The organism is Pseudomonas sp. JL3, assembly GCF_031570575.1.
In the GTDB taxonomy this organism is placed as follows: Bacteria; Pseudomonadota; Gammaproteobacteria; order Pseudomonadales; family Pseudomonadaceae; genus Aquipseudomonas; species Aquipseudomonas cucumis.
In genome coordinates this window covers 1-21416 of sequence record NZ_JAKWJK010000003.1, presented here as the reverse complement: position 1 = coordinate 21416, position 21416 = coordinate 1, and the positions used below count along the sequence as shown (strand labels likewise).

At 56.1% G+C, this 21416-nt stretch carries 17 protein-coding genes and 2 pseudogenes; 9 read left to right on the top strand and 10 right to left on the bottom strand.

Features of this window, described 5'->3' with window-relative positions:
• Nucleotides 1–134: 134 nt before the first annotated feature.
• Nucleotides 135–309, bottom strand: a pseudogene (locus tag MMG91_RS06305) (IS66 family transposase); the annotation flags it as partial.
• Between the two features lie 311 nt (nt 310–620).
• Nucleotides 621–1628, bottom strand: coding sequence for an acyltransferase (locus MMG91_RS06300; protein WP_310659099.1), 1008 nt, complete (start codon nt 1626–1628; stop codon nt 621–623).
• 682 nt (nt 1629–2310) lie between these two features.
• Here MMG91_RS06300 and MMG91_RS06295 point away from each other — a divergent pair.
• Nucleotides 2311–2829, top strand: a complete 519-nt coding sequence (locus MMG91_RS06295) for an N-acetyltransferase (protein ID WP_310659098.1) — start codon at nt 2311–2313, stop codon at nt 2827–2829.
• A 161-nt stretch (nt 2830–2990) separates the two neighbouring features.
• Here MMG91_RS06295 and MMG91_RS06290 read toward each other — a convergent pair whose 3' ends face one another.
• From MMG91_RS06290 to MMG91_RS06270, 5 genes and pseudogenes are all read right to left on the bottom strand, one after another.
• Complete coding sequence (locus tag MMG91_RS06290; protein ID WP_310659097.1) at nt 2991–4385, bottom strand: undecaprenyl-phosphate glucose phosphotransferase; 1395 nt, start codon at nt 4383–4385, stop codon at nt 2991–2993.
• Nucleotides 4386–4876: 491 nt separating this feature from the next.
• Nucleotides 4877–5545, bottom strand: coding sequence for a winged helix-turn-helix domain-containing protein (locus tag MMG91_RS06285; protein ID WP_310659096.1), 669 nt, complete (start codon nt 5543–5545; stop codon nt 4877–4879).
• 41 nt (nt 5546–5586) lie between these two features.
• Nucleotides 5587–6342, bottom strand: a complete 756-nt coding sequence (locus MMG91_RS06280; RefSeq protein ID WP_310659095.1) for an EAL domain-containing protein — start codon at nt 6340–6342, stop codon at nt 5587–5589.
• 11 nt (nt 6343–6353) lie between these two features.
• Nucleotides 6354–7085: a winged helix-turn-helix domain-containing protein gene (locus MMG91_RS06275; protein ID WP_310659094.1), complete on the bottom strand. Its 732-nt coding sequence runs from the start codon at nt 7083–7085 to the stop codon at nt 6354–6356.
• Between the two features lie 598 nt (nt 7086–7683).
• A pseudogene (locus MMG91_RS06270) lies at nt 7684–8024 on the bottom strand (VOC family protein); the annotation flags it as partial.
• Nucleotides 8025–8132: 108 nt separating this feature from the next.
• Between MMG91_RS06270 and MMG91_RS06265 the strand changes: the two are divergent.
• On the top strand, nt 8133–9944 hold the full coding sequence (locus tag MMG91_RS06265; RefSeq protein WP_305506013.1) for an ABC transporter ATP-binding protein: 1812 nt from the start codon (nt 8133–8135) through the stop codon (nt 9942–9944).
• A gap of 70 nt (nt 9945–10014) precedes the next feature.
• Here the strand turns inward: MMG91_RS06265 and MMG91_RS06260 are convergent, their stop codons facing one another.
• Nucleotides 10015–10737: a pirin family protein gene (locus tag MMG91_RS06260; RefSeq protein WP_310659093.1), complete on the bottom strand. Its 723-nt coding sequence runs from the start codon at nt 10735–10737 to the stop codon at nt 10015–10017.
• Between the two features lie 235 nt (nt 10738–10972).
• On the opposite strand from MMG91_RS06260, the gene MMG91_RS06255 reads away from it, so the two are divergent.
• Both MMG91_RS06255 and MMG91_RS06250 read left to right on the top strand, forming a co-directional pair.
• Nucleotides 10973–11923 carry a GlxA family transcriptional regulator gene (locus tag MMG91_RS06255; protein ID WP_310659092.1) on the top strand — a complete coding sequence of 317 codons (951 nt, stop codon included), beginning with the start codon at nt 10973–10975 and terminating at the stop codon, nt 11921–11923.
• A gap of 183 nt (nt 11924–12106) precedes the next feature.
• Entirely contained in the window at nt 12107–13585 is a 1479-nt protein-coding gene (locus MMG91_RS06250) for a winged helix-turn-helix domain-containing protein (RefSeq protein ID WP_310659091.1), read from the top strand.
• Here the strand turns inward: MMG91_RS06250 and MMG91_RS06245 are convergent.
• A complete protein-coding gene (locus MMG91_RS06245; RefSeq protein ID WP_310659090.1) occupies nt 13550–16354 on the bottom strand; it encodes a winged helix-turn-helix domain-containing protein in 2805 nt (934 codons plus the stop codon). The genes MMG91_RS06250 and MMG91_RS06245 overlap by 36 nt on opposite strands.
• A gap of 229 nt (nt 16355–16583) precedes the next feature.
• On the opposite strand from MMG91_RS06245, the gene MMG91_RS06240 reads away from it, so the two are divergent.
• Both MMG91_RS06240 and MMG91_RS06235 read left to right on the top strand, forming a co-directional pair.
• Nucleotides 16584–17159 (top strand): flavodoxin family protein, encoded by a 576-nt coding sequence (locus tag MMG91_RS06240; RefSeq protein WP_310659089.1) that lies wholly within the window; start codon nt 16584–16586, stop codon nt 17157–17159.
• Nucleotides 17160–17194: 35 nt separating this feature from the next.
• A complete protein-coding gene (locus MMG91_RS06235) occupies nt 17195–18019 on the top strand; it encodes an alpha/beta hydrolase (protein ID WP_310659088.1) in 825 nt (274 codons plus the stop codon).
• Nucleotides 18020–18052: 33 nt separating this feature from the next.
• On the opposite strand, the gene MMG91_RS06230 is transcribed toward MMG91_RS06235, so the two are convergent.
• Nucleotides 18053–18517, bottom strand: coding sequence for a helix-turn-helix domain-containing protein (locus MMG91_RS06230; RefSeq protein WP_310659087.1), 465 nt, complete (start codon nt 18515–18517; stop codon nt 18053–18055).
• A 278-nt stretch (nt 18518–18795) separates the two neighbouring features.
• Here MMG91_RS06230 and MMG91_RS06225 point away from each other — a divergent pair, with 278 nt between their 5' ends.
• The 3 genes from MMG91_RS06225 to MMG91_RS06215 all read left to right on the top strand — a co-directional run.
• On the top strand, nt 18796–19791 hold the full coding sequence (locus tag MMG91_RS06225) for an MBL fold metallo-hydrolase (protein WP_310659086.1): 996 nt from the start codon (nt 18796–18798) through the stop codon (nt 19789–19791).
• Nucleotides 19792–19837: 46 nt separating this feature from the next.
• Entirely contained in the window at nt 19838–20761 is a 924-nt protein-coding gene (locus tag MMG91_RS06220) for a LysR substrate-binding domain-containing protein (protein WP_310659085.1), read from the top strand.
• Nucleotides 20762–21159: 398 nt separating this feature from the next.
• Nucleotides 21160–21416 (top strand): DUF6124 family protein (locus tag MMG91_RS06215; RefSeq protein WP_310659084.1); only part of this gene is annotated, 257 nt, incomplete at its 3' end.

The following is a 21416-nucleotide window of genomic DNA, read 5'->3' as shown; positions in this document are numbered from 1 at the left end:
TGCCACTTCATTCAGTCAAATGCCTGTAGCCGCAGCCGAGCCTGGATTCGGCTTCACGGGCGCTGCATGACGTGAGGCCATCTTCGCTGACAAGCCAGCTCCTACAAATACCGTGAACGACGCGAACCCCCTAGGAGCCCGGCTTGCGGGGTCGCGGGATCGGCTGTCTGCTCTGGCTTGCGCCCGAAATGGCGCTGACGCAGCAGCGCGTTTTCCTCCTGATCTTGACCTTTCCGACTCGCACTCACTCAGCATTTGCTCAAGCAGTTGCTTGATCAAAACAGGGGTGTCAGGAAGGTCTTTGGGCATGGAATCATGTCCTAGATTATACCGAGTCAGGCGACTAATCGAGGCGTCAAAACCGCCAATAAGAGATCAACTAGATACTTTATGGCAGGGGGCGCTGCTATCGAAATGGTTACACAAACTCAGGTGGTTAAAGATAAACACCTTAAGCCTTCGGATGTAAAAAGCTATGGCAGATCCTCCCAGATACTATTGCATCGAAGCGGAGGATCTGACTTAGCTCATCAGCTAGTCCTGAAGCTACAAAGATGGCCGATTTTTAGAGCGTCTATCGATAGGGTAGGACTGATTACTGCGCAGCCAAGATTTACTGATTAGGTTCTAACTTGTAACTCTGGGCGGCTTTTGTTTTTAAAGTTAAAAATTGTTTTTTGTATAGGGGATTCAATTAATAAGTACACTATGTGTCCGATCACAATTGAGAAAGCTGTCAGTATCAGGCATGAGACAAAGCTTGGGGGTAGAAATTTTGCGCCAGCTTTGATCACATACATATGTATTAAGTAGGTGGTGTAAGAGCTGTCACCTAAGAGTTTGGGTGTGACTAGTGTTTTCTTCAGCTTTAGTCCGCTGGCCCCATAAATAATGAGGGCTGCACCAAGTCCTGCACTTAAAAATCGAGTGTTGAAATGTGGGCCATCAAGATATGCGCCGGTTGTTAAGGCCAGAAATCCAAAACCCATCAGCAGTAGGGCGTGTTTGCTAGAAGGGGTGGAGAGTTTGGCTATGATCATCCCTAGACAAAACTCTAATATGATAGGGTTTGTATAAAGCGTTAAGTAGTAATTGTCGAATTGGCTATGAGCAAGTGACAGCATGCAAAACATAAGGATGATTGCAGCGAGCCCCTTGCGGTAGTTAAAGGCAGTGAAGGCTGCGAAAACAATATAGAAAAACATTTCATAAACTAAAGTCCATCCGACTGGAATGATGGTGGACTGTACATCGCTGTTTGGGATTTTTGTAGGAAGAAACAAAAGGCTCTTGATTAAAAAATCAAGGTCAATGGTCTTTTCAGATAGCGATGGTTTGTACATTATCGCAAGCGCGATTAATATTGTAATGGTCCAGTACATTGGGGTTATTCGTACTAGTCTTTTATAGAGGAAGGATTTCCAGTCTAGCCTGCTTTCTTTGTATTTTTCTGTGGTTTTTACCATCAGGAAGCCGCTAATTACAAAAAAAATGTCCACGCCTGTCGCTAATATGTAATGAGCGAAAGGGGAGTTGTAATTTTTGTAAATAACCATAAAGCTTATTGCGTGAAAAAGCACGACCATTGATGCGGCTAATCCTCGCATGTAGTGAATTCCAATAAGCATTTTATTTCTCCTTCTGGGATTGTTTCGGTTGGGATGTTTTGGCTTTATGGTGTTCTATGTTTTGTGTGTGGTCAGGATTTATAATTTTCAATACTCTTAAGGGGCTGCGGATGGAGTGCGTCCGAACAAGGTTCTTTACCATTTATTTTGAGTTGGCGCGCGTTATGATGGCTGACAAATAATAACCTGGTGGACTTGTTAGGCTTTAGAGGGGAGGCTTGAGGCGCGTTTGCTTCGTGCGCTAAGTTAGATTCGAAGGGTTATACAGTGTACGAGCCTACCCTGCTGTTTGCTATGTCGAAGGGGCAATGAGGTTGACGAAGTATCCACTCTTGTGTGTTGGTTCCTTATGCTCGTCAACCATAACGTTTATCGGATTATTTGTAAGCGCCCAGCCAACACACCTTCCGAACTACAACATTAAGCGCGATGATGTCCGCATATTTTGATCTGGCCCCGAAATGTTCGACATCAAGTTGGGGGATGTCATGAAAAAGTAGATCCGCATCAACGTCATCTGGCTCTTCACCTTCGCCGAGCAGGCCATGTAATTACTGGATTACAGCCTTAAACACTGAATAGCGCTGAAGCGCTACCGGACGATGGGGCTGTGCTCATCGACAATAACCAAGTCGAAGGGAGTTTCCATCAATCTCTTCATGCGAATAAACCGGGGAGGTATATGATCAACATTCGTGAAGCAACTAGAGTCGACCTCGATGTTCTATGTGAAGTCGGCTGTGAGACCTATCGAGAGCATTTTTCGGCCATCTGGTCTCTCGCCGGCATGCAGAGCTTCCTCAATCAAGACTTCTCACCCGGCACGCTCAGTCAGTCACTCGAATCATCCGCCAGCCATTTGTGGCTTATAGCCTCAGACGAAAGCGGTAGGGTCGTAGGTTTTTCCAAAGTTAACTGGTCAACGCCAGCGCCGCTGACTGGCACAATGGGCGCGGAGCTTCAAAAAATTTACTTCCTCAAATCTGAAGCAGGACGAGGGTATGGGAAACAGCTTCTGCGTTTCATTTGCAATCGAGCGATAGAGCGCGGAGAACGGTTGCTCTGGCTTGACGTACTCAAGATCAATTCAAACGCCCGGCGCTTCTATCAGGATTTCGGTTTTCAAGCGATCGGTGAAATCCCTTTCAAGACTGACCTGGCTGAAATTGGGATGGTTGTAATGGTGTGTGAACTTTCCTGATAAGCGCGTCCGATGTGAGAACGCAGCCTTTGGCAGCGGCTACAAAAGAGAGTGCGAATGAAATGAGAAGGAGGGGCTCCGGACAGTCAGAGATCTGACTGCCCGGACTGCAGCGTTGTTAGCCGCAAGCTGTAGAATGGGCGGGGAGGGAATCGCAGCGGTTAATAGATATCCTTGGAAAACAGCGTGAAGGGGGTCTTGATCAGGATCTTGATGTCGAGCCACAACGACCAGTTGTTGATGTAGTTGAGGTCAATCTCCACCCGCTTTTGCATCTTGTCGAGTGTCTCGGTTTCGCCGCGGCAGCCGCTGATCTGGGCCAGCCCGGTGATGCCCGGTTTGATTCGATGGCGGGCCATGTAAGCCTGAATCTTTCCGGTGTAGTAGTCGTTATGGGCGATCGCATGGGGCCGCGGCCCGACCAGCGCCATATGGCCTTGCAGCACGTTGAAGAACTGCGGCAACTCATCAATGGAGGTGCGTCGTATGAAACGGCCGACCGGAGTAATGCGCGGGTCTTCACGACCGGCCTGGCGGACCTGATGATCGTCATGCAGGCGCATGGAGCGGAACTTCCAGACCTTGATGATCTTGCCGTTCCAGCCATGGCGCTCCTGTTTGAAGATAATCGGGCCTGGGGAGGAGATCTTCACCGCGACGGCGATTATCAGAAGCAGCGGACTGAAGCCGATTAGCGCCAGGGCGGCGAGGCTTCGGTCCAGCATTGTTTTGCTCAGCGCCGCTGTCGGGTAACTGGTCAGCGGGCTTTCATTGAGGTGGATGGCGGGCAGGCCATCCAGTTCGCTGACGGAATGATTGAGCAACGTCATGCTGCCCAGGTCGGGAACCCAGACCACATCGACATTCGAGTCGAGAAGGTCGATGTACAGCGCTTCGACCTGTTTGGCTTCGCTCAAGGGCAGTGCGATGTACAACCGCCGGATATCGTGCACCCGGATCAGCTCGCGCAATTCCTGCAACTGACCCACGATTCTGTGGGCATTGACGTTGGTAGACAACTCGTTGGGTTTTGAGCTGATCAGGCCGACCAGCGGCGGATATTCGGTTTTGGCCAGTTTGTCCGCCAGATTCACCGCCAGTTGGTCAGTGCCGATAATCAGCGTGTTGTTTTGGCTGTGCAATTGCCGATGGTAATGCTTGGAAAAACTGTGCAAAGGCAGGTACAGCAAGGCCTGTACGCAATAACCGGCTACAGCCCAGACCAGGATGATCTCCCGGGAGAACAATTCGCTGGTTTTGCTGATAAAGCCGATGCTGGTCAGTCCGGTCAGCGTCAGCAGCCACCCCAGCAGCAGTCGACCCAGGCCGGTGAGATAACCATGCTGCTTGTGATAAACCAGCAGCAGGGAGTAGGAGGGGACCGAACCCAGGAGAGTAAGCACCGCCAACACACGATAATGGGCTTCTATTTCCCCTGTCTGATAGAGCGCTAGAGCAAATAACAGCGCGTTGACCGACGTGATGGCAATTATCCATTGCCCCCAGAAGGTCAGTCCTTTGGATATGCTGTTTCGATTAATACGATTATGTACCATCGCGGTGTCCCTCGGGCCTGCGCCACATTGTGTATCAGTCGACGGTTAATAAAAGGCAGCCACGCACAAGGGCTGAGCGAACGAGGTTCAGTCAGAAGTTATTGTTATTATTAGAAGGGAATAACGCGGGCTTATGGCTGGCCATCCTGGCTTTGTTTTCAAGTCAGCTGATACGGTTGTCTCAGTGTCAGGTTTTTATACTAGTACCTAAATCTTTGTGTGTGTCTGACGAATTATAACGGACATACTTTCAGGGGGGCTTGTTATAAAAGGTCGTGCTCTTTTGTTAGGAGGATATCGCTCAATCGTCTATATAATTGCAGCATTCGATAAACGTTTGTCGGGCAGGAGAGGGATGAAACGGAGGCGAGCGCCAAGGGAGCGTTTATGGCGATAGTCAGGGTATGCAGTGCAAGGAGGCAGGTCATGGAGATGGGTGTATCAGTTGAGGTGGGAAATCGCATTTATTGTTATTGTTTTTGCGACCTCGCTCAGTAAGCGACTCTTATTCTTTGTGCCAGGCAGTAGCCTCGGTTTCTAACCGAGCGGACCAGTCGTTCGCCATTAGCAGCAGTCTTGAACTTTTTCTGCAGCCGGCTCAGGCACATTTCAAGTCCGCTATATTGGTCCGGATCTTTATCAATGCGTAGAATAAGATCATTTTTGCTGAGTACCCGTCGATCGCTGAGGACCAGTTGGGTGAGCATTAACGATTCGGTACCGGTCAATGGAATAGTGATATCTTCTTTGACCAATGTTCGATCGTCAGCATTAAACCACCAGATATCAGGATTGCCCTGAGACTCTTTAACCCGACTGACTGCCGAGATGAACTCTTCGTCGGCCACTGGTTTCTTGAGAAAGCCATCCACACCGAAGTGCGAAAAGTGATGGAGTTCCGAAGGTTCAGAGTTTGGGGTTATGAGGATGATTTCCGCATCTTTTTGATTTTTACGGATGAAACTGACATCGCTCAGCGATATGTCCGCCTGGTCGAGCAGGATGTGCGTGAATCGACTCTTTCGGATGCGTTCGCTGCTGAGTTTACCTGACTCGATTTCAAAGGATAAATACAGGCGTTGCGCGAGAAGCGACTCGATTGCTTGTCGTGCCAGTTGGTCGCGGGTGAAAATCAGAAAGCTGTTATTCGGAGTATTCACAATAAGGTTCCTTCCTAGTCTGGTGAAGTTTTTTTCAAAACTTAAATAAGCTCGGTCGGCGAGTAGTACCTCCCCTGAAAAAAGTCGAAGGGCATGCTGCGAGCCAGTGTGTGTAGTGCTTTGTGCTCCACCCGATCCGCCACGAATTTGATCTTGCTGTCATGGATCATGCCGCTCAGGCAGTCATAAGACCTGTTGAAAAAGTCCTGGCTGTTTTCGACCATGATGTCGAAGTTGGATTTGGTCAGGTCCACTTTTATGTAATCGAACAGCGCCAGGCTGATCAGTTTTTCGGTGCTGTCGTCGCTTAAATCATAGCCATCGAAAGCGATCTCGATCCCATTGTCTTTTAGTAGGTGGATGTGATTGATAATGGTTCTTTTTTCTTTCAGGTTGAACGACAGGAGCGAATTGCTGTTAATACTGGGGATTAGCTGTTGCTCATGCTTTTTGAGTATCGCTTGAGCATCGTTCATTTCCTTGATAAGCGCTTTATCCAATAAAGCAGATTGATTCATGGTCACGAACAGCTTGTTTGGCGCCGGGGCGGAATGGGAAGGCATGGCCTCAATCTGTGAGAGGGCATTCAATTGGATCCGAGTCAGGACTTCGTAATAAGTCGCCAGTGGATGATCGGAATGCAGCTGCTGATACCCCTTGTTCAGAGGTGCTTCCTGTTTGGTCGCCTTGGCATAAATTTCGCTGCCGAACAGTTCATCGTTTCGTTTCAGAATCGATTGCCTGAAGAATACCAATGCGAAGTTTTCGTGCATTATGGCTTGCCTGCTGGGCTCCATTACCTAGTCCTTTAAGAGTGAAAGTTTGTTTGATTGACTGACACGACTCCTCGAAGCAGTCGATAGCCATAACCACGAACACTGTGAATGATATTAATGCCAAAGTGTTTTTTGATTTTATTTCGAAGCCGGCTTATGGATTTCTCCAAGACGCGTGAATCATAGAGTTTTATATTCAAACCCATGGATTCGGCCATGCAGTCATGGTGCAGGATATTACCTTCTGCGTTAATAAGCGCATCCAGGGCTTTCATTTCCTGATAGGCCAGATCCAGTTTGTATTCATCGTTGTATAAATGCAGGCATGTTTGGTCCAGGGTCAATTTGACGCTGGGCTGCCATTCAGGAGTTTCGAACAACTCTGAGAGTAACCTGGCTTTTTCATCCTGATCGTTCGGTACATTGATGCAGTGATCGGCTCCGGCCAAGTAACATTCAATCTTGGTTTGCGGAGAGCGATAGTTGATTGCAACGATAATGGCCAGTTCTGTCGGATTCGTACGTAACTTTTTGATCAGCGCCAGGCAGTCATTAAGGATAGAGGGGCTTTCAATATCGATCAGTACGGTATCGAGTGTTTGCGTTTCGATATCCAGGCTTGGCGGGTTTGGATAATCTAATGTATAAACATGTGTGAGATTAGGTACAAATAATTGTCGAAGTTTCTCTGTCGAGCGCCAAGTGCGCCCAATAGCGAGAATACCCCTCTGGCTATTTTCGATTTTGCTCTCAGTGCTCATCATGTAAATTACTCATATGTGCTGGCGTTGCAATCTTAATACACAAAATACTGACGTTATCTGACTTTTTATAACATTTCCCGTCGTGAATACACGTCACTCCATGCTCAGTAGTTTTAGCTGATTCAATGACATAGGCAAATGCCGAGGCTTAAGCCCATTTGTTTTTGTGATATCGGGCTTAGTTGGTACACCCCTTTCAGTCGGACTAGGCTCTTTAGGTTGACTTTTCTATGAGCAACACAGATGCGATGGCTAATTGCCCATCTGGCTGCAAAACGAAGCACAACTGAGGAGTCTTGCGTATGAACTGTGCGGATGTCCGCATTTTTGAAAATTGGATTTGATTTATAAGGATATTCCACGGTGTTCTAGGGTGATGTCGGTGCACGTTGGGGAGGCGATCAGTACCGCGTTCGCCTCTTTTTAGGGCGAATGAAAGGGAGACCATATTAATTGAGTCATTTGGCATTATATTCGTAATATTTATGTCAAGGGGGAATTTGAGCGTGTGGTTATTCTGTTTGGCGATTGAAAAAAAATCCCAAAAGTTGATATTAAAGAGCCATTAAATTTTATGTACTAACCGGGGAGGAGCCGGTCACTGATCCTTTTCGCAATTAACCATCCACGCCACGCCACGCCAAACCGATCGATCAGCATCCCGAAACGTTCCACCCAGAACGTCGCCACCAGCGGCATTTGAATACCGCCGCCTTCCGCCAATGCAGCAAACACCCGCTCTGCCTCTGCCACACTGTCGATATTCAACGAAACCGAACAACCGCTCATGCCAGTGGTGGGGCGATCAGGTGTGGTGTCCGACCCCATGATTGCCTGGTCCCCGACCAGCAGACGCGTGTGAATGATCAGGTTATGGCAGTCCGTTGGAACATGGTCGCGAGCCGGAGTTTCGTCGAAGGTCATCATGACTTCTATCTTTTGGCCTGGCCGGCCTTATCGCGTCCTGTCCCCGTAGAGTGGATGGCTCATTCCACGTACTGTAGAACCTGCCGCTCCTCTGACATCTGCCACCGAGTCCACCGTCCTATGCCCGTCCTGACCCGTTTCGCCTCTTTGCTCGACCAGGCGAGACGTGCCTTGTTGCTGGTCTGGGGAACATCCCGTGGGCTGTTTCTGGGGCTGGTACTGGCGACCCTCATCGCCGGTGTGCTGCCGGCGCTGGCGGCCTGGTTGGGGCAGCGGATTGTCGACGCCGTTGTCACCGCCATGCAGTTGCACGCCCAGCAGGGCAGTGCGCCGTTATGGCCGGTTGTGCGGTATGTGCTGTTTGAGGCAGGCGTGCTTGCGTTGCTATCCGGAACACAGCGTGCATTGTCGGTTCAGCAATCGCTGTTGCGGGTGCAGTTGGGGCAGAAGGTCAACACGATGATTCTGGAGAAAGCCCAGACGTTATCGTTGGTGCAGTTCGAGAATTCCGAGTTCTACGACAAGCTGGTACGGGTGCGGCGCGAGGCATCGACCCGGCCGTTGGCGCTGGTGATGAAGTCGCTGGGGCTGATCCAGAACCTGATCGTGTTGATCAGCTTTGGTGTGTTGCTGGTGCATTTTTCGCCGTGGGCACTGGTGCTGCTGGTGGTTGGGGCGTTACCGGTGTTCTTTGCCGAAGCGCACTTCTCCGGGGATGCCTTTCGCCTGTTCACGCGCCGGGCGCCGGAGAGTCGGCAGCAGAATTACATCGAGACGCTGCTCTCCCATGAGGGCTACATCAAAGAGGTGAAGCTGTTCGGCTTCGCGCCGCTGCTGTTGAAGCGTTATCGGGACACGTTTGCGCGTCTGTACGCCGAAGACCGGCGCCTGACGCTGCGTCGCGATGGCTGGGGTTTTGTGCTGGGATTGCTGGGTACCGCTGCGTTCTATGTGGCCTATGCCTGGGTCGTGGTCGATACCGTTCACGGCCATATCACCCTCGGCCAAATGACCATGTACCTGGTGCTGTTCAAGCAGGGGCAGGCCGCTGTGAGCAGCAGTTTGAGCGCAATCAGCGGCCTTTACGAGGATGGTCTTTACCTGTCGAGCCTCTACGAGTATTTGGCCGAGCCCGTTATTGCCGATAACGGAAGCCTTACCATGGGTGCGGTGCCCGGCGATGGTTTACGTTTTGAGAATGTCGGTTTCCGTTATCCGGGGGCGAGCCGCGACGCTTTGCTTGGCATCGATCTGCACCTGATGCCCGGGCACAGCGTTGCGCTGGTGGGGGAAAACGGTTCGGGCAAAACCACGCTGATCAAGTTGCTGACTCGGCTGTATCGTCCCGATCAGGGCCGTATTTTGCTGGACGGCAGCGATTTGCAGTCTTGGGACGAAGAGGTGCTGAGACGGCGCATCGGCGTGATTTTTCAGGACTACATTCGCTACCAATTCTCGGTGGGCGAGAACATCGGCGTGGGCGATACCCTGGCGTTCCACGATGAAGCGCGTTGGCAGCTAGCGGCCGCCGAGGGCATGGCCGCGCCCTTTATAGAGCGTCTGGATCGCGGTTACGCCACGCAATTGGGCCGGTGGTTTGCCGGTGGGCAGGAGCTGTCCGGTGGGCAATGGCAAAAGATCGCCTTGTCTCGCGCCTACATGCGCCGCGACGCCGATATTTTGATTCTGGATGAGCCCACCTCGGCCCTGGACCCGGCGGCGGAAGCGGCGGTGTTCGAGCATTTCAGTCAACACACCGAAGGCCGCATGACGTTGCTGATTTCTCACCGGTTCTCCAGCGTGCGCAATGCCGACCACATCATCGTGCTGGATCAGGGGTCGATCCTTGAGCGAGGCGATCACGACAGCCTGGTCGCGGCGGGCGGGCGTTATGCGCAGTTGTTCAACGTGCAGGCTCGTGGTTATCGGTAGTTTGAGGCTTCATGAGTCTGTTCCGGGAATGTGGCGAGGGGGCTGCCCCCTCGCCACAAGGTATGGGGTTTCAAGGCATTTCCGGCAACTCTTGCGGCCGCAAATCAAACACCAGCACCTCGGCATCCACGCCGTTGCTCAAGCTCAGAACCTGTTCTTCGCGAACCCGCACACCATCGCCTTCCTGTAACTGTATGCCATTGAGTTCAACACTGCCGCGCGCCACATGCACGTAGGCGTAGCGATCGGGGGCCAGTTCCAGCGTGGCGCTTTCCTTGCCGTCGATCAGGCCGGCGTACACCCGCGTATCCTGTCGAACTTTCAGCGAACCGTTGGCCCCGTCAGGGGAGATGATCAGTTGCAAGCGTCCGCGTTTTTTCTGCGGGCTGAAGTGCTCTTGCTGGTAGCGCGGTTTGGCGCCGCTGACGTCCGGCACGATCCAGATTTGCAGGAAGTGCACCGGGCGTGTTGTGGAGTGATTGTATTCACTGTGCGCCACGCCACTGCCGGCGCTCATCAATTGCACGTCGCCGGGACGGATCACCGAACCGGTGCCCAAAGTGTCCTTGTGTTCCAGCGCACCTTCGAGCACATAGGAAAAAATCTCCATGTCGCGGTGCGGGTGCTGGCCAAAGCCTTTGCCGGCCGCCACGCGGTCGTCGTTGATCACCAGCAGGTCGGAAAAACCCTGCTCCCGCGGGTTGCGGTAATTGGCGAAGGAGAAGGTATGGAACGACTTCAACCAACCGTGATTGGCCGCGCCGCGATCCGAAGCTTTACGAAGGGTCAGCATGATGAATCTCCTGTCAGGACGTGAATTCGTCCGAGTGAGGAGAAGGTTAATGTTTACCGGCTAGTGCAATAAGTAGATGAAAATTGAAATACTGTCTCTTTCAGGTTGACAGTGGTGGGGTGGGGTTCATGTATTCTTATTGTTACAGTTGGCCATAATGCCGGGCTCGCTCCCACTTGGATCTGGTGTTCGGCGCAATGGTATTAAACAGTTCTCCTTTAGTGACCTTGAATCCATGAAAACAGTGGCAATGGTGTTGTTCCCCGACTTTCTTCTGCTCGACATGGCCGGTCCCATGGAGGTGTTTTCCATCGCCAATCGTTATCTGGCACCAAGCGACCGTTACGAGCTGGCGACCATCGGCACCGAGCATGGCGCGTTGCGGGCCTCCAACGGCGTCAGCGTCCAGGCCGATCTGCACATCGATCAGGCGAACGAGCACTACGATTTGTTGCTGGTACCGGGCGGGCCGGGGGCCTACAACGAAAGGCATCCGCCGCTGCTCGGCTGGCTCAAGGGCGCCGTCACCCGGGCAAACCGGTATGGTTCGATCTGCACCGGTGCCTTCGTGCTCGGGCATGCCGGGTTGCTGGACGGCTATCGCGTGACCACTCACTGGCATTACACCGAACGGCTGATCAAAGGCTTTCCCAAAGCCACCGTGGAGACCGATCAGATTTTCGTACAGGATCGAGACCTCATCACCTCCGGCGGTGTCACCGCAGGCATTGACCTGGCGCTGGCGGTGGTTGCCCAGGACCACGGCAAGAAAGTCGCCCAGGACGTCGCCAAAGTGCTGCTGGTGGTGATGAAGCGCCAGGGCGGGCAGGCGCAGTTCAGTCCGTTGATGGCGGCGGTGGCCTCCCAGGAAACGCCGATCACCCGGGTGCAGAACCATGTGCTCGAACGCCTCGATGAGGCGTTCAGTATCGAGCGCATGGCCAGTCTGGTGAACATGAGTGCACGGCACTTCGCCAGGGTCTTCGCCCGGGAGGTGAACATGACGCCGATGGAGTTTCTGCAAAGCGCGCGCATCGACCGCGCCCGGAACCTGCTGGAAACCAGCGACCTGCCGCTCAAGACCGTGGCCTATAAAAGTGGCTTTGGCAGCGTGCGGCACATGCGTTTTCTGTTCAGTGAAAAGCTCGGCCTGACCCCCACCCAGTACCGCGAACAGTTCAGCTAGCGCGATTGTCCGTCACGCGCACCGTGATGGCCGTGACGCTCCTCCCGTGGCCGTTGTACCGTCACCCATGCCTGCCAAGATACCTGTGAACTCTTTGCCATGGAGGTGCGGGAATCTGGATGGACGGGGGCGACGGTTTTTCAGTACCTTGAGCCGGGCCAGGTTTTCAGCGCGTGAACGTGCATGAACAGCCTCAGAGATATAAACAGCGATTCGGTGCTGCGGTTCGGGCCTTATGTGTTTCACCTGCGTCAGCGACTGATCCTGGACGGTGAACGGCCGTTGCGCATGGGTGGGCGGGCCCTGGAGATTTTGCAGGTACTGGTCGAGCACGCCGGTGCGGTGGTCAGCAAAGAGGCGCTGATTGCCCATGTCTGGCCGACCTCGGTGGTCGAGGAAATCAACCTGCGCGTGCACATCGCCGCTCTGCGTCGAGCGCTTGGCGATGGGCCGAACGGGCAACCGTACATCCTTAATATTCCCCAACGCGGTTATAGCTTCATCGCCCCGGTGCAGCGCGACCGGGCGGGCACGCCGGTGCTGGTCGAAACCGTGCACAAGCCTCTACACAACCTGCCTGCGCGGCTCACACCGGTGACCGGTCGCGACTCGATCGTCGGCAGTGTGGTCCGGCAGTTGCCGGTTCGGCGCTTCATGACTCTGGTCGGCCCCGCCGGCATCGGCAAGACCACCGTGGCGTTACGCGTGGCCGAGTTGCTGTTGCAACACTATCGGGACGGTGTCTGGATGGTTGATCTGGCCAGCATCGATGCCCCGTCGCAACTTCTCGCTCATCTGTCGCGCACGTTGGAACTGGATGTCGGCGCGGCGGCGCTGGCACAACGGCATGCCTTGGTGGTGCTCGACAACTGCGAACACCTGCTCGAGCGTTGTCGGGCAGTGGTGGACGATCTGCTGGCCTCGGCGCCACGGCTCTCCATTCTCGCCACCAGTCGCGAACCGTTGCGAGCCGTCGGGGAAACAGTCCTGCGCTTACCGGCCTTGAAGGTACCGCCGCCTTCGGCGCTGTACAGCGTGGCCGAAGCCATGGGCTATTCGGCCGTGCAACTGTTGGTCAGTCGCGCCCGAGCCCGTCAGCAAGGGTTTGTCCTGCGCCAACAGGACCTCAAGGCAGCGCGCGAAATCTGTCGGCGACTCGACGGACTGCCCCTGGCCATTGAACTGGCGGCGGCGCAGATCGATGCGCTGGCGCTGGTGGGAATGCAGGCGCAACTCGACAACTGTTTCCAGCTGTTGAGCCAAGGCCGACGGACCGCCGTGCCACGGCATCAGAATCTCAAGGCGGCGCTGGACTGGAGCTATGAACGGCTGAGTCTTTTGGAGCAAACCGTGCTGCAGCGGCTGGCGGTGTTCAACATGGCGTTCACCCTGGACGCGGCTATTGGCGTGATCAGTTGCGCGGTGCTGCGGCCCACCTGTCTGGTCGAAATCGTGGAGCGGCTGGCGAGCAAATCGCTGTTGTCAGTGGAGCAGGGCAGCGGCGTGACCCGTTACCGCTTTCTCAACACCACGCGCACCTACGTCCTGGACAAACTCGAGCACAGCGGTCACTTGCGCACCTTTGAACTGCGTCATAGCCGCTACATCAGACGGGCTCGCTGGACCTCAAACGGGCATGTGTCGCTGCAACTCGTCGAGTAACCGGCGGACTTTCGTCAGGTCCGGTGTGGCAAAACCTTCGGTGAAACGCTGGTAAATCGGCGCCAGCAACTCATGGGCCTGACGGAACAGCCCCTGACGTTGCCACAACTGGGCCAGTGACGTGGCGCTGCGCAATTCCCACGCCAGCGCTCCCTGGGTTTTTGCCACGGCTAAAGCCTCGAGCAGTACCGCTTCGGCCGCGCTGACATTGTCCGGGCAATCCTGTGCCAGCAACGTGTCGGCCCGAGCCCGCAGAATCTCCGCCGTGCTCCAACCCGCCGCGCCGTTTTCGGCCCGTTCCAGCAACGCGTCATCGATAAAACGGCTGTCCAGCGTGACCATGATTTCCTTGATCAACCCGGTGTCCGCTCGCGGTGACGAGGGCGAATCGGCCCCCCCGATAACCTGCGCGTAATGTTTGGCCCAGGTGTAGAACAGCAGCACCGAGTGTTTCTTCGCCTGCTCAAGCAGCAAGGTCAGGAGCTCGCGGGCGACCGGCGTGTTGCCATTGTAGTGGGCGATCAGGCAACCGGACAGCGCCAGGGTGTAGCAGATGGACGTGCCATGATTGATTTGCATCGCGATGTCGAGCGCCTGTCGTGCGGTATGCCAGGCTTTTTCCGGGAGCCCTTGCAGCCAGAGAATGCGCGCCAGAATCGTCAGGGTCGCCACGCTCTGGTCGTATTGCACGCCAAAACCATGGGTGAAACGGTTGAGTTGGCCGCTCTGGGCCAGGCATTGAATGACCTGTTCGACATTCTCCCGCGCCAGAGCCTGATCCCCGGCAAAATGCAGGGCCAGGACCCGCAAGCGTTGGGTGCTGAGGGCCGTCACCGCGTCGTCGTGTGGCCTCAATCGCTCGAATTGTCGGCTCTGCTCCAGGGCCAGTTGGTAGTGGCCGCAACTAAGATCAACCGCCAAGTGCCCGGAAATCGCTTTGAGCTGACCGGCCATATCGTTGCAGTGTTCGGCCAGGTGTTTGGCGCTGACGAAGGCTTCGACGGCTTCGGTGCTATTGCCCTGGGTGTGGTAGCAGGAACTGCCGAGGGCAAGCTTGAGGTTCATGGTCAAACGCGGGCAGGGCTGGTGCGTCGCTTCGAGCAACGCCAGGGCTTTGCGCACGTACACCCCGTATTCCTTGAGCAGCGACAGCTCTTGCCAGAGCGGTGCCGAGGTCGCGGCGAGACGGATGGCCAAGGCCTGCGGCCCTTGAGCGTTCAAGCCCCAATCCAGGACTGCACGAATGTCGTCCAGGCTGCGGGCGTAACGCTCGGTCCAGCGCTCGCTCTGGGTGTGTTCCCAATCACTCTGCGCCTGCTGCATCAAGGCCAGGCAGCATTCGGCGTGGCGCTCTCGGGTGTCCGCCAGCTCTTGGGCCTGGTCGAGTTTTTCCAGCGCATAGCCACGCGTGGTGTCGAGCAGACGGTAGAACACTTCTTCATCGCCGACTTCCACGTTCAGCAATGACTTGGCCACCAATTGGGTAATCGAGGCAAACACTACATCGGGCTCGATGTATTGGCCGACAATCACGGCAGCCGCCGATTCCAGGGTAAAAGCGCCCCGGAATATCCCCAGTCGGCGCAGGCACGTCTGCTCGCAGGCATTGAGCAGTTCGAAGCTCCAGTCCAGCGTGGCGCGCAGGGTCTGATGGCGGCCCATGGTGGTCGGGCAGCCTTGGGCGAGCAGGCGAAAGCTGTCTTGCAGTTGCGACAGCAAGCCGCTCAAACCCAGGTTGCCAACCTGCGCCGCCGCCAGTTCGATCGCCAGCGGTATGCCGTCCAGGCGCCGGCAGATTTCAATCGCCAGCGGCAGTTCGGCTTCGCTCAGTTCGAAGCTGTCGTGGCTGGCCATCGCCCGCTCGACAAACAATTGCAGCGCCGAAAACGTCAGGGCCTGAGTGCGGTCGAGCACGGCGATGGGCGGCGGACAGTCCAGCGATTCCAGGCGTTGCACGCATTCGCCTTCGGCCCGCAGGCTCTCGCGGCTGGTGGCCAGAATGTGCACTTGGGGCGCCGCGCGCAGGATGTTTTCGCTGAGCAACGCAATGGCATCGATCAGGTGTTCGCAATTGTCGATGACCAGCAGCATCTGCCGTTCGCGCAGGAACGTGGCGAGACCGCTCATGGGCTCGGCATCGTGCAAGGACAAATCCAGCAGCGTTGCCAAGTGCGTGGTGATCATCACAGGGTCGTTGATCGGTGCCAGGTCCAGCAGGCGAATGCCGTCTCGGTAGTGGCCAATCAGTTGCTCGGCGACGCGCAGGGCCACGGTCGTCTTGCCGATCCCGCCGGGGCCCACGAGGGTGATGAAACGCTGTCGCGACAGTTGCGCCAACAGGCTGTCGACCAGCGCCTGGCGACCGATCATGCGGGTCCGGCGGACTGGCAGGTTATGACTGCCCGATTCAGGGGGCGTGTTTTGGGGGCGCTGTTCGATGGGCTCCAGGGAAAACGGCGCGACAAAACTGTAGCCGCGCTGGGCAACGGTAACGATGTAACGCTGGCCTGTCTGACCGTCGCCGAGGGCTTTGCGCAGTGCCGCCATGTGCACCCGCAGATTGATGTCTTCCACCACGCTTTTGGGCCACACCCGGGCGATCAGTTGCTGCTTGCTCACCACCTGCCCGGCGTGTTCGAGCAGGATCAACAGAATGTCCATGGCTCGGCTGCCCAGGCGCAGGGGCTGGTCGGCCTCCATCACCAGGCGTTGTCCGGGGTAGATCCGGTAAGGGCCGAAATGGAGGGCCTGTTCGGGAGAAAGGGTCAACGGGTCACTCCTGCTTGCATCCGTCTATCACGCGGTATCCGGCATGTTCCTCAGGTTTTTTCGGCAGCGCAATGCGGTGTCGGGTGCACGGTAGAAAATTAACAACGTTTAACTCGTGCTGTGTCCGGTCTACGCTTAAAAATCCATTTCTTCAATTAGCCGAAGGTATCGGCCTTCAAGCAACAAAAAGCGTGCCGCAAAAAGGATGAACACTTCTGGAGGAGCCGGAATGAGCAACGTGGTGGTGGTCTATCACAGCGGCTACGGCCACACCCGGGTCATGGCCGAAGCCGTGGGCCAGGGTGTGGATCGGCACCCGGGCAGTACCTGTCGACTGATTCCGGTCGAGGAAGTGGACGATCACTGGGAACGCTTGCACCGTGCCGATGCAATCATCTTCGGCGCCCCCACTTACATGGGCAGCGCCTCGGCAGCCTTCAAGGGTTTCATGGAAGCCACCGCGTCGTTCTACCTGGCCCAACCCTGGCGCGACAAACTTGCGGCCGGGTTCACCAATTCCGGTTGCCTGTGCGGCGACAAACTCAACACCTTGCTGCAGATGTCGGTGTTCGCTGCGCAGCATTCGATGATCTGGGTCGGCCTCGACCTGCTGCCGGCGCGCAGCAGCATGGGCCTGTTCGACGGGCAACTGAATCGCCTCGGCAGTTCGTTGGGGGCCATGGCGCAGTCGAACGTTGAGCAGTCCCCTGACTTTGCACCGCCACCCGAAGACCGCCGCACCGCCGCGCATCTGGGCGAGCGGGTGGCGCGCCTGGCCGAACGGCTGGCCCACACCTCTCATTAACCGCCGTAAAACCCCACGCATGAGGAAATATCACGATGAGCACCTTCACCACCCGAGACGGCACCGAGATTTACTACAAGGACTGGGGCACCGGCCAGCCGATCGTCTTCAGCCACGGTTGGCCGTTGAACGCCGACAGTTGGGAATCGCAAATGATCTTCCTGGCCTCCCAAGGCTACCGGGTCATCGCCCACGACCGCCGTGGTCACGGACGCTCGAGCCAGCCATGGTTCGGCAATGACATGGACACCTACGCCGATGACCTGGCGCAACTGATCGAGCATCTGGATCTGCAAAGCGCCGTGCTGTTCGGCTTCTCCACCGGCGGTGGCGAAGTGGCGCGCTACATCGGTCGCCACGGCACCGGTCGCGTGGCCAAGGCCGGGCTGATTTCCTCGGTGCCGCCGCAGATGCTCAAGACCGAAGCCAACCCCTGTGGCCTGCCGATGGACGTGTTCGACGGTATTCGTCAGGCGTCTCTGGTCGATCGCTCGCAGCTGTACAAGGATCTGGCCAGTGGTCCGTTCTTCGGTTTCAACCGCCCGGGCGCCAAGCCGTCCCAGGGCATGATCGACTGGTTCTGGCTGCAGGGCATGATGTCTGGCCACAAGAATGCGTATGACTGCATCAAGGCATTCTCCGAAACCGACTTCACCGAAGACCTGAAGAAGTTCGACGTGCCGACCCTCGTGGTGCATGGCGACGACGACCAGGTGGTGCCGATCGAAGCCGCGGGCATCGCTTCGGCGAAACTGGTCAAGGGCTCCACATTGAAGGTCTATCCGGGAGCCCCGCACGGCTTGACCGATACCCACAAGGATCAACTCAACGAAGATCTGCTGGCGTTCATCAAGGGCTGATCAACATCAAAAGATCGCGGACTGCGCCGGCGCCTACAGGGTCATGTGAATGCCCGTAGGCGCTGGCGAAGGCCGCGATCTTTTGCTGTCGAGAGAGGGAAGAGTACGCATGGCACGGCAGCGCCAGGCAAACGGTGTAACGCCTTCGCTGCGGGTAAAGATATGAGAGAAATGTGCCTGGTCGCAGAAGCCACATTCCAGGCTGATTTGCGTCAGGGTCAGGTCGGTGTTCCGGATCAACTGTTTGGCTCGGGCGATGCGTTGCTGTCGGATCCAGTCCTGCGGTGAAACACCGGTACTGCACTTGAACGCACGGGAAAAATGGCTGCGCGACAGGGCACAGGCCCGTGCCAGTTCGGTCACTTCCAGGGTGTCGCCGAGGTGGTCGAGGATCAGTTGCTTGACCAGGGTTTCACGCCAGGGGCTAAGGCCGCCCGTGGTTTTTTTTTGCGTTTCAATGGCACACGCTTTGATTGCGTTTTGCTGAAAGTGAGCCATGGCCAATGTCCGTGTCGATGGGCGCGCGCGGGTGCACTGCGCGGTTAGCCAGCACGTTCCCTTGTCTAAAAAACAAGTCTGCGCAGAAGGCTCATTCTTGGTCGCGAGGGCTTTGGCTTGCGAGTTAAACGTTGTTAATTCCGCAGTCAGGCTGAAGGCTGAAAATGCGCCAACTGAGCACATCGCTGCAATTCGAGCCAATGCACGGTCATGCAAGATTGACGACGTGTGGCGGCCTGGGCAGGGCCGCATTTTCTGACTCGATCAAGGGAGATCTCATGAAGCATTCGCGCGTTTGCATGCTGGGCGGACTCGGCTTGGCATTGGCGCTGATGTCCGGCACCAGCCTGGCCCAGGCACCGGCTCAGGAGAACACTCAGGTGCCCGGTTATTACCGGCTCGCGGTGGGTGACTACGAAGTGACGGCGTTGTTTGATGGCTACAACGACCTGTCGCCCAAACTGCTCGAGGGGCTGACCCAAAACCAGATCCGCGCGTTGCTGGCTCGCCGCTCGATTGAAACACCGGGAGTGCAAACCGCGTTCAACGCGTTTTTGGTGAACACCGGCAAACAACTGATTCTGGTGGACACCGGGGCGGGGCAGTGCATCGGCGCCACGGCGGGTCAGCTGTCGGCGAACATGAAAGCCGCCGGTTATCAGCCAGAACAGGTCGATACCATTCTGCTCACCCACTTGCATCTGGATCATGTATGCGGGTTGGTGGATGGGCAGCGCAAGCCCGTGTTCGCCAACGCAACGGTCTACGCGGCCAAGGCCGAAGCCGATTACTGGCTTGACCCGCAGGCCATGGCCAAGGCACCGGCCGGCGCCAGGGAGTTCTTCAAGATCGCCCAGGACTCCACCGCGCCGTATATCGCGGCGGGCCGCTTCAAGACCTTTGCTACCGGGCACTCGCCAGTGCCGGGCGTTGTCGATGCCGAGCTGGAGGCTGGGCACACACCGGGCAGTACCACGTATCGGTTCAACTCCCAGGGCCAGAGTATTTTGTTCATGGGCGATCTGGTGCATAACCTGGCGGTGCAGTTCGAGCATCCCGAGGTATCGATTCGTTTCGACGTCGACAGTCAGCAAGCGATCAAGAGCCGCGCCAAGGTTTTCAGCGATGCGGCGGTCAGCAAGATCTGGGTCACGGCGGCGCATTTGCCGTTTCCGGGTGTCGGCCATATCAGCTCAGTGGACAAGCATTTCCAGTGGGTACCCATCGAGTACGGGCCTTACAAACGAGCGGCGAAAGTGCCGATGATCGAGTAAAGTCCGACAGACTCGCGCCTGGCTGAACACCAAAGGAACCCTGCCCATGAACCGTAACGATCTGCGCCGCGTCGACATGAACCTGCTGGTGATTTTCGAAGCCTTGATGTTCGAAAAGAACCTGACCCGGGTCGCCGAAAAACTCTTCATGGGCCAACCGGCAGTGAGCGCTGCGCTGGGGCGGCTGCGTGATCTGTTCGACGATCCGTTGTTGCTGCGCAACGGTCGCGGCATGGAGCCGACGGCACGGGCGCTGGCGATTCTCAAGGAGCTGCAACCGGCGATGGACACCATCTCGGGAGCGGTCAGCCGCGCCAAGGAGTTTGACCCGGCCACCAGCTGCGACGTGTTCCGCATCGGGTTGTCGGACGATGCCGAGTTCGGTCTGTTTCCGCCGTTGCTGCGCCAGTTGCAGGAAGAGGCGCCGGGGATCGTGGTCGTGGTGCGCCGCGCCAACTATCTGCTGATGCCGGCATTGCTGGCGTCGGGAGAAATCTCGGTGGGGGTGAGCTACACCACCGACCTGCCGGCCAATGCCAAACGCAAAAAACTGCGCGACATTCCCTGCAAAGTCCTGCGTGGCGATGACCGTCCCGAACCGCTGACCCTGGATGATTATTGTGCAAGGCCCCATGCGATGGTGTCGTTTTCCGGTGACCTGAGCGGCAACATCGATCTGGATCTGGCCAAGGTCGGTCGCACCCGCCGGGTGGTGTTGGGCGTTCCGCAGTTCAGTGGATTGCGCGCGTTGCTCGCCGGCACGGAAATGATCGCCACTGTCCCGGACTATGCCGCGTGCGCATTGGTCGAAGGCTGTGCGTTACGGGCCGAAGATCCGCCATTTCCCATCGACGCGGCGCAACTGTCCATGGCGTGGAGTGGGGTGCACGACAACGATCCGGCGGAGCGCTGGTTAAGGTCGCGGATCAGTCAGTTCATGTCGGTGGCGCTGGATATTCCAGTGGTTTAAGGGTGTAACTACAGATATTCAGAACTCCTCAAACCCTCTGGGAGCGGGCTGTGTTTAATAGTGTTTAGCGTTACTTCCTGAAAGCTACAGATCCTTGCGCCGTTGCCTACGACTGCGCCAGAATCCGCCGGCTTGTGCGCTTTGGGCCTGGTCTTTATCGTTTCCGCATCGCTGCCAATCAGCGATCGGGTTTAGCGACTCGGACTATTCAAAGTGCATCAGTGCTCCAGACTTTATTGCCGACTTTTGACGTCTGCAATTACGTTATGGTGGCTGTATGCGGGAGACCCTCGGGTCTACCGGGTGCCTTTGACCGGTTCGCTAACCTGCATACAGTCGCCACCCATACTTGTTTAGCGACAGGTTCTGGTGGTGCTATTTTCCAAAGGAGATTCACCATGTTCAAAGCCACACCTAACCCGCCAGAAACCGACGACGTTTCCCCCTACGATCCCCTCGATCCCAAAAAACTCAACGAAGCCGCCGAACGCGCCCTCGATCACTACTTCAAACCGTCCGACCCCAAAACCCCGCGCAAACCGAGCACGATTTACACCGTCGCCCCGGGCATCGACATCGAAGAGCTACTGGCCAATGCCAGCGAGTCCTTTGCCTCGGCCAAGGTGATCGCCAGTGACTGCGCCGGGTTTCTGGA

Coding starts and splice junctions, on each gene's coding strand:
- MMG91_RS06300 (WP_310659099.1), bottom strand. CDS start 1,628: ATGCTTATTGGAATTCACTACATGCGAGGATTAGCCGCATCAATGGTC.
- MMG91_RS06295 (WP_310659098.1), top strand. CDS start 2,311: ATGATCAACATTCGTGAAGCAACTAGAGTCGACCTCGATGTTCTATGT.
- MMG91_RS06290 (WP_310659097.1), bottom strand. CDS start 4,385: ATGGTACATAATCGTATTAATCGAAACAGCATATCCAAAGGACTGACC.
- MMG91_RS06280 (WP_310659095.1), bottom strand. CDS start 6,342: ATGGAGCCCAGCAGGCAAGCCATAATGCACGAAAACTTCGCATTGGTA.
- MMG91_RS06275 (WP_310659094.1), bottom strand. CDS start 7,085: ATGATGAGCACTGAGAGCAAAATCGAAAATAGCCAGAGGGGTATTCTC.
- MMG91_RS06265 (WP_305506013.1), top strand. CDS start 8,133: ATGCCCGTCCTGACCCGTTTCGCCTCTTTGCTCGACCAGGCGAGACGT.
- MMG91_RS06260 (WP_310659093.1), bottom strand. CDS start 10,737: ATGCTGACCCTTCGTAAAGCTTCGGATCGCGGCGCGGCCAATCACGGT.
- MMG91_RS06255 (WP_310659092.1), top strand. CDS start 10,973: ATGAAAACAGTGGCAATGGTGTTGTTCCCCGACTTTCTTCTGCTCGAC.
- MMG91_RS06250 (WP_310659091.1), top strand. CDS start 12,107: ATGAACAGCCTCAGAGATATAAACAGCGATTCGGTGCTGCGGTTCGGG.
- MMG91_RS06240 (WP_310659089.1), top strand. CDS start 16,584: ATGAGCAACGTGGTGGTGGTCTATCACAGCGGCTACGGCCACACCCGG.
- MMG91_RS06235 (WP_310659088.1), top strand. CDS start 17,195: ATGAGCACCTTCACCACCCGAGACGGCACCGAGATTTACTACAAGGAC.
- MMG91_RS06230 (WP_310659087.1), bottom strand. CDS start 18,517: ATGGCTCACTTTCAGCAAAACGCAATCAAAGCGTGTGCCATTGAAACG.
- MMG91_RS06225 (WP_310659086.1), top strand. CDS start 18,796: ATGAAGCATTCGCGCGTTTGCATGCTGGGCGGACTCGGCTTGGCATTG.
- MMG91_RS06220 (WP_310659085.1), top strand. CDS start 19,838: ATGAACCGTAACGATCTGCGCCGCGTCGACATGAACCTGCTGGTGATT.